The following is a 5129-nucleotide window of genomic DNA, read 5'->3' as shown; positions in this document are numbered from 1 at the left end:
GGCCAGCAGGGCGCCGTCACGCGAGCCTAGTGGCACCGGCGCCTCGCCGTCGCGCAGCACGGCCGGCGATTGGGCGAGGGTCAGCTGCGGGGAGCACGGTTCAGGGGTCATGAGCATCGGCGCACGCCGGGTGGGGCCTGCATGATGGCAGGTCGGTCGCGTCAAAGCCGCGGAATGACGAACACCTGGTTCTCGCCCTGGCTGCCCGGCGCGACCATGACCGACATGTCGGCCACGCAGGCGAGCGCCGACCCATCACCCGACAGCACAAAGCCGAAGTCGCTGACCCACGTAGCGCTGCCGTCGGCGCGGCGCGAGGCGAGCGTGGTGGTCAACAGCTCGCGGTCTCGCACCATGAGGTAGGGCCGCAAGGAAGCGGCCGGGTCACCCGACAGGTTGGGCGCATGGGTGAGGTAGAGCACGTAGCGGCCATCGCGCGAGATCTGCGGTGCGCCGCTGCGCCCGTCACCGACCGCCCCGGCGGGGGTCACGCTCTGGATGGTCAACATGAGCGCCGGGTCGGCCTCGGGGTTGCGGTCGAACACCACGATCTGCGGCTGGGCCGAGGCGGCGCCGTCCAGCAGCGTGGTCGAGCGCAGCCCGAAGCTGATGTAGCGGCCGTCGTCGCTGATGCTGGGCATGCCGTAGATGCCGTCTCCGAAGGTCGCCGAGCTGACGCTGAAGACGGTTTCGTTGAGGTTGGCCGGGACGTTGTGCACGATCAGGTGGTTCATGCCCGTTTCGCCGCTGCCGGAAGCGATGGCGATCACGATGAACTCGCCGCTGGCCGACATCGACGTGGCGCCGTACTCCGTGAAGCCCGCGAGCGTGCGCGTGGTGCCGGCCACGACGTCGCGCAAAAAGAGCCGGATCCCGTTCGGCAGCTGCGCACCATCGCCGGCCAGGTCCACGCCCGAGCTCATCAGCACCCAACGGCCATCGGCCGAAATGTCGAGCTGCCCGCCGATCGAGTTGCCCGAGACCACGTCCTGGCTGCCGTTGGGCAACACGTTGAGGCGTGTGGTGGTGCCGGTTTGCAGGTCGCGCAGGAAAACGTCTTCCGCCACGTTGGTGTCGCCAGGCACGAGGTCGTTAGCGAGCGAGGTGAACACCGCGTAGCGCCCGCCGGCCGCGAGCTTGAGCCGGCCCACACCGCGCGCAGATTCGCCACCATCGGGCCGCGCATTGATCAGCGTGGTGGTGTTCGTGGCGAGGTCGCGCACATACGCATGGCCGAACTGCGTGGTGCCTGCGACCAGGTTGGTGCCGTCGGAGATGAAGGCGACCCGTCGGCCATCAGACGAGATCGACGGGAACTGGCTGCGGTTGTCGGGCGCCACCGTCTGGCCCAGGCGCACGCTGGCCAGCGTGGTCGCGGTGATGACCGGCGCCGCCGTTACCGTGAGCACCGCGCTCTGGCTGAACACCACACCGGCGCCGTTGTAGACCAGCACGCCGTAGAGCGCGCCGCTGTCGGCGTCGGTCAGCGCAGGCGTGGTGTGGCTCGCCGCCGTGGCACCCGCTATCGCCACGCCGTTGCGCAACCACTGGTAGCGCAGGCCCGACCCACCGGCCGCCACGCTGAAGCTCGCGGTACCGCCGACCACGCCCGCCGCGGCGGCGGGCTGCGTGGTGATCACCGGCACGCCCAGCACGGTGAGCGTGGCCGCATTGCTGGTGACGGTGCCCAGCGCGTTGCTCACCGCCACGCTGTAGCTGGCGCCGTCTTCGGCCACCAGGTTCGCGAACGTCAGCACTGCACCGGTGGCGCCGGCCAGCGGTGTGCCGTTCTTCAGCCACTGATACGAAAGCGGCCCGCTGCCACTGGCGGCCACCGCCAGCGTGGCGCTGCCACCCGGCGACTGCACCTGCGGCGAAGGCTGCGTGGTCAAGGTCACGGGCGCGGCCTGCTGGCTCGTGCCCACCGTGAGGTCGACGCTCGCACTGGTCACGCTGCCGGCGCTGTTGCTCACGCGCACCGCGTAGGCGCCAGCATCGGCGCCGGCGGTTTGCGCCAGGCTGTAAAAGGCCGCCGTGGCACCGGCGATGGGCTGGCCCTCGCGCAGCCACTGGTAGGCGATTGGGCCACTGCCGCTCACGCCAACCGCGAAGGTGGCGGTGTTGCCCGCATTCACCAACACCGACACCGGCTGCGTCACGATGCTGGGCACCACCGCCGCGGCGCTGCCGGCGCTCACGGTCAGCACGGCCGCATCACTGGTGACGGAGCCGGCCGCGTTGCTCACCACCACGCGGTAGCTGCCGGCGTTGGCGGAGGTCACGGCGGCCAAGCGCAGCACCGGGCTGTTGGCGCCGCTGATCGGCGTGCCGTTGAGCTGCCACTGGTAGCTCAAGGCCTCGGTGCCGCGGGCGGCGATGGCGAAGGCCGCGTCATTGCCCACCGTCACGCTGAGGGCGGCCGGCTGCGTGGTCACCGTGGGCGCGACGTCGAGGTCGCTCACCGACACCGTGACCGGCGCGCTCTCGGCGCTGCCGAGCGCATTGGTGGCCAGCACGCGGTACTGCGTGCCGTTGTCGGCGGTGCTCAACACTGGCGTGGTGTAGTTGCCAGTGCTGCCCCCGGCCCCCAGGCTGACGTTGGCCCACGCGCCGGTGGCGTTGGCGGCACGTGTTTGCCACTGCAGTGCCGGTGCCGGCGCGCCGCCGGCCGTGGCTGAGAGGCTGGCGGTCTGCCCGGTGCGCACCAGCACCGAGCGTGGCGCGTCAACGATCACCGGCAAGGCGCTCTGCTGCAACACGTTCAGCCGCGTCGCAGGCCCCGCCACACAGGCCGGCGGCGCGACATCGGGCGGTGTGTAGCAGGCATGCACACGAAGCAACGCGCCCTGGTCGGTGTTGGCGGCGATGAAGCCGTGCCGCACGCTCCAGTACTTCCAGGTCAGGTCCGGGCCCAGCGGGTTGGGATTGGCCTCGTCCTGGTAGGAGCGGGCGACCGCGCGCCAGGAGGCGCCGTTGTCGTCGCTGCGCTGCCAGTCGATGACGGCGCGGTTGGCGGCGGTGGGTGCGGCGTGAGTGACAAAGTCGCTCTGCAGCGCGGCAGCGCCGCCGGCCAGAATCACGTCGAGGTTGGCGCTCAGGCCGGCCACCACGTCGAGTTGTGCGGGCGCTCTCATCACCGCCACATTGGGGTAGGCCGGCTCACGCGACCAGAACACTCGGCGCGCCGCCACCAGGCCAAAGTTCAAGTGGGAGCCGGTGCCGGAGCAGCGTGCACCCGCGGTGAAGTAGAGCGGGGTTCTCGGGGTGAGCGTGCGTGTCATCGAGCCGCCGCTGAGCGGAACATTGGTGCTGCCCGTCGCACCCGGGCTGTAGTTGGGGTTGCTGCCCAACTGGAGGATCAACTGGTTGGTGGTGCAGCCCTCAGGCAGCTGGCCGCCGTTGGTCGTGACGGTGTAGGTGGCCGTGACCGTGCCAAGCGCCGGATCGCAAATCCGGTCGCCACAACTGAGGCTGCTGCTGACTTGCAAGGGCGCCAGCTGGGCGATCGGCAGCAGGTACACCACCCGCACCGGCACGAAAAACGAGAAGCTGCTCACCCGGGCGCTCAACACGCCGTTGGCCAGCACGCTGTCGGTCAGCACCTCCCATTCGCCGCCCGGCTGCGCCTTGGCGAGCTTGAGTTCCTCGTTCGGCCGCAGCCCGGCGCTGCTCGCCGGGATGCGCACCTCCACCGGCGCGGCGAAATCGCCGCCGTGGGGGGTGACGACGTAGGTGCTGCCCGCCGTCGCGAGGCCTTGCGGCACGGCCGGGGCGCCGGTCGAATCCATCGCCAAGCGGATCGTGGTGTCGGCGCCGAGCGCCCCGGCCGGCACGATCACCGACGCCCCGCTGGCCTCGCTCACCGTGCCGCCGCTGCTGCCGATGACCGGCGGGGCAGGAGCCGGCGCGTCATCGCCGCCGCCGCAGCCCACGAGCAGCGCCGCTGCCAACATCAGCCCCGCCGATTTCATCCAGGTCGTCGCATTCATCGCCAATCCCTCCTCGACGCGGCCACTGCGGCCGGCAAGTTGGGTTGTAGCGACGCGAGCGTTATGGCAGCGTTATGGGAACCGGGTCGCACCCGGCTCCAGCGGCAGGCGCAGGGCGTTGGTGAGGTAGCTGACGGTGCGGTAGAAGCCGGCAAGCATCAGCAGCTCGAGCACGGCTTCGTCGCTGAACTGCGCGTGCAGCGCCTGCCACAGCGCGTCGTCGACGGTGCAGTCGTGGTGCAGCGCATCGCACAGGCGCAGCAACAGGCGGTCCACGTTCGACCAGCAGGCATCGTCGGGCCCGCCGTTCACGGTGGAGGCCAGTTGCGCCGCGCTCAGCTCCACACGCGCGGCAAAGATCGTCGCGTGCACACCCCATTCGTACTCCGACCGGCACAAGGCGGTGGTGCGGTGGATCACCAGCTCGCGCTGGCGCAGGCTCAGGTGGCCGCGATCGAGCAGGCTCGCGCTGAAGAACTTGCCGAACAGCCGCGGGTCGCGCGCGAGCGTGGTGAACAGCGCCAGCGGTGGCTGGCCCGGCGGCATGATCTTGTCGAGCGCGGTTTGTATGGCCGCCGGGAAAGGGGCCTCGGCGGGGGCGATGCGGGCGGCCATGGAAACTCCTTGCTAAGAATTTGATAGCAGTCTAGTTCTACCGCTATCAAAAGTAAAGCAAGCGCGGCACCAGCGTTGACCCTGTTCTGGTTTCCGAGGGGCTGCCCAAGCGCTGGCAGAGGGGTACCGTGGCTTGCACCTGTGCGTCACCCTCCTGAAAGGCACCCCCATGAAGACCTCTCGCTTCATCACCGGCTGGATGGCAGCCGGCGCCATGACCTGTTCTTGGCCTGCGCTCGCGGCCGATGTGGTCAAGATCGGTTTCATCGACGTGCTGTCGGGGCCGTTTGCCGCAGCCGGCGTGGGCTCGCTGCAGCAGCTGCGCGAGGTGGTGTTGCAGGTCAATGCCAAGAGCGGCCCGAACGACCCGAAGTTCGAGGTGGTGCCGTTCGACAACAAGGGCTCGCCGCAAGAGAGCGCGACCGTGCTCAAGGCCGCCAGCGACCAGGGCATTCGCTACATCACGCAGGGCGGCGGCTCGGGCGTGGCCTTCGTGCTGGTGGATGCCATCAACAAGATGGCCGA

Annotated in this window: 3 protein-coding genes; 1 reads left to right on the top strand and 2 read right to left on the bottom strand. The window is 69.7% G+C overall.

Going from position 1 to position 5129, the window contains the following annotated elements; all coding sequences use genetic code 11:
* Positions 1-161: 161 nt before the first annotated feature.
* A complete protein-coding gene (locus RMO40_RS15395) occupies positions 162-3989 on the bottom strand; it encodes a hypothetical protein (RefSeq protein ID WP_309723152.1) in 3828 nt (1275 codons plus the stop codon).
* A gap of 72 nt (positions 3990-4061) precedes the next feature.
* Entirely contained in the window at positions 4062-4604 is a 543-nt protein-coding gene (locus RMO40_RS15390; RefSeq protein ID WP_309723149.1) for a carboxymuconolactone decarboxylase family protein, read from the bottom strand.
* Positions 4605-4773: 169 nt separating this feature from the next.
* Here RMO40_RS15390 and RMO40_RS15385 point away from each other — a divergent pair.
* Positions 4774-5129: ABC transporter substrate-binding protein (locus tag RMO40_RS15385; RefSeq protein WP_309723146.1), on the top strand; the 356-nt coding region annotated here is incomplete at its 3' end.

Source organism: Rhizobacter sp. (assembly GCF_031412075.1).
Taxonomy (GTDB): Bacteria; Pseudomonadota; Gammaproteobacteria; order Burkholderiales; family Burkholderiaceae_C; genus Rhizobacter.
This window is presented reverse-complemented; position numbering and strand designations above follow the sequence as displayed.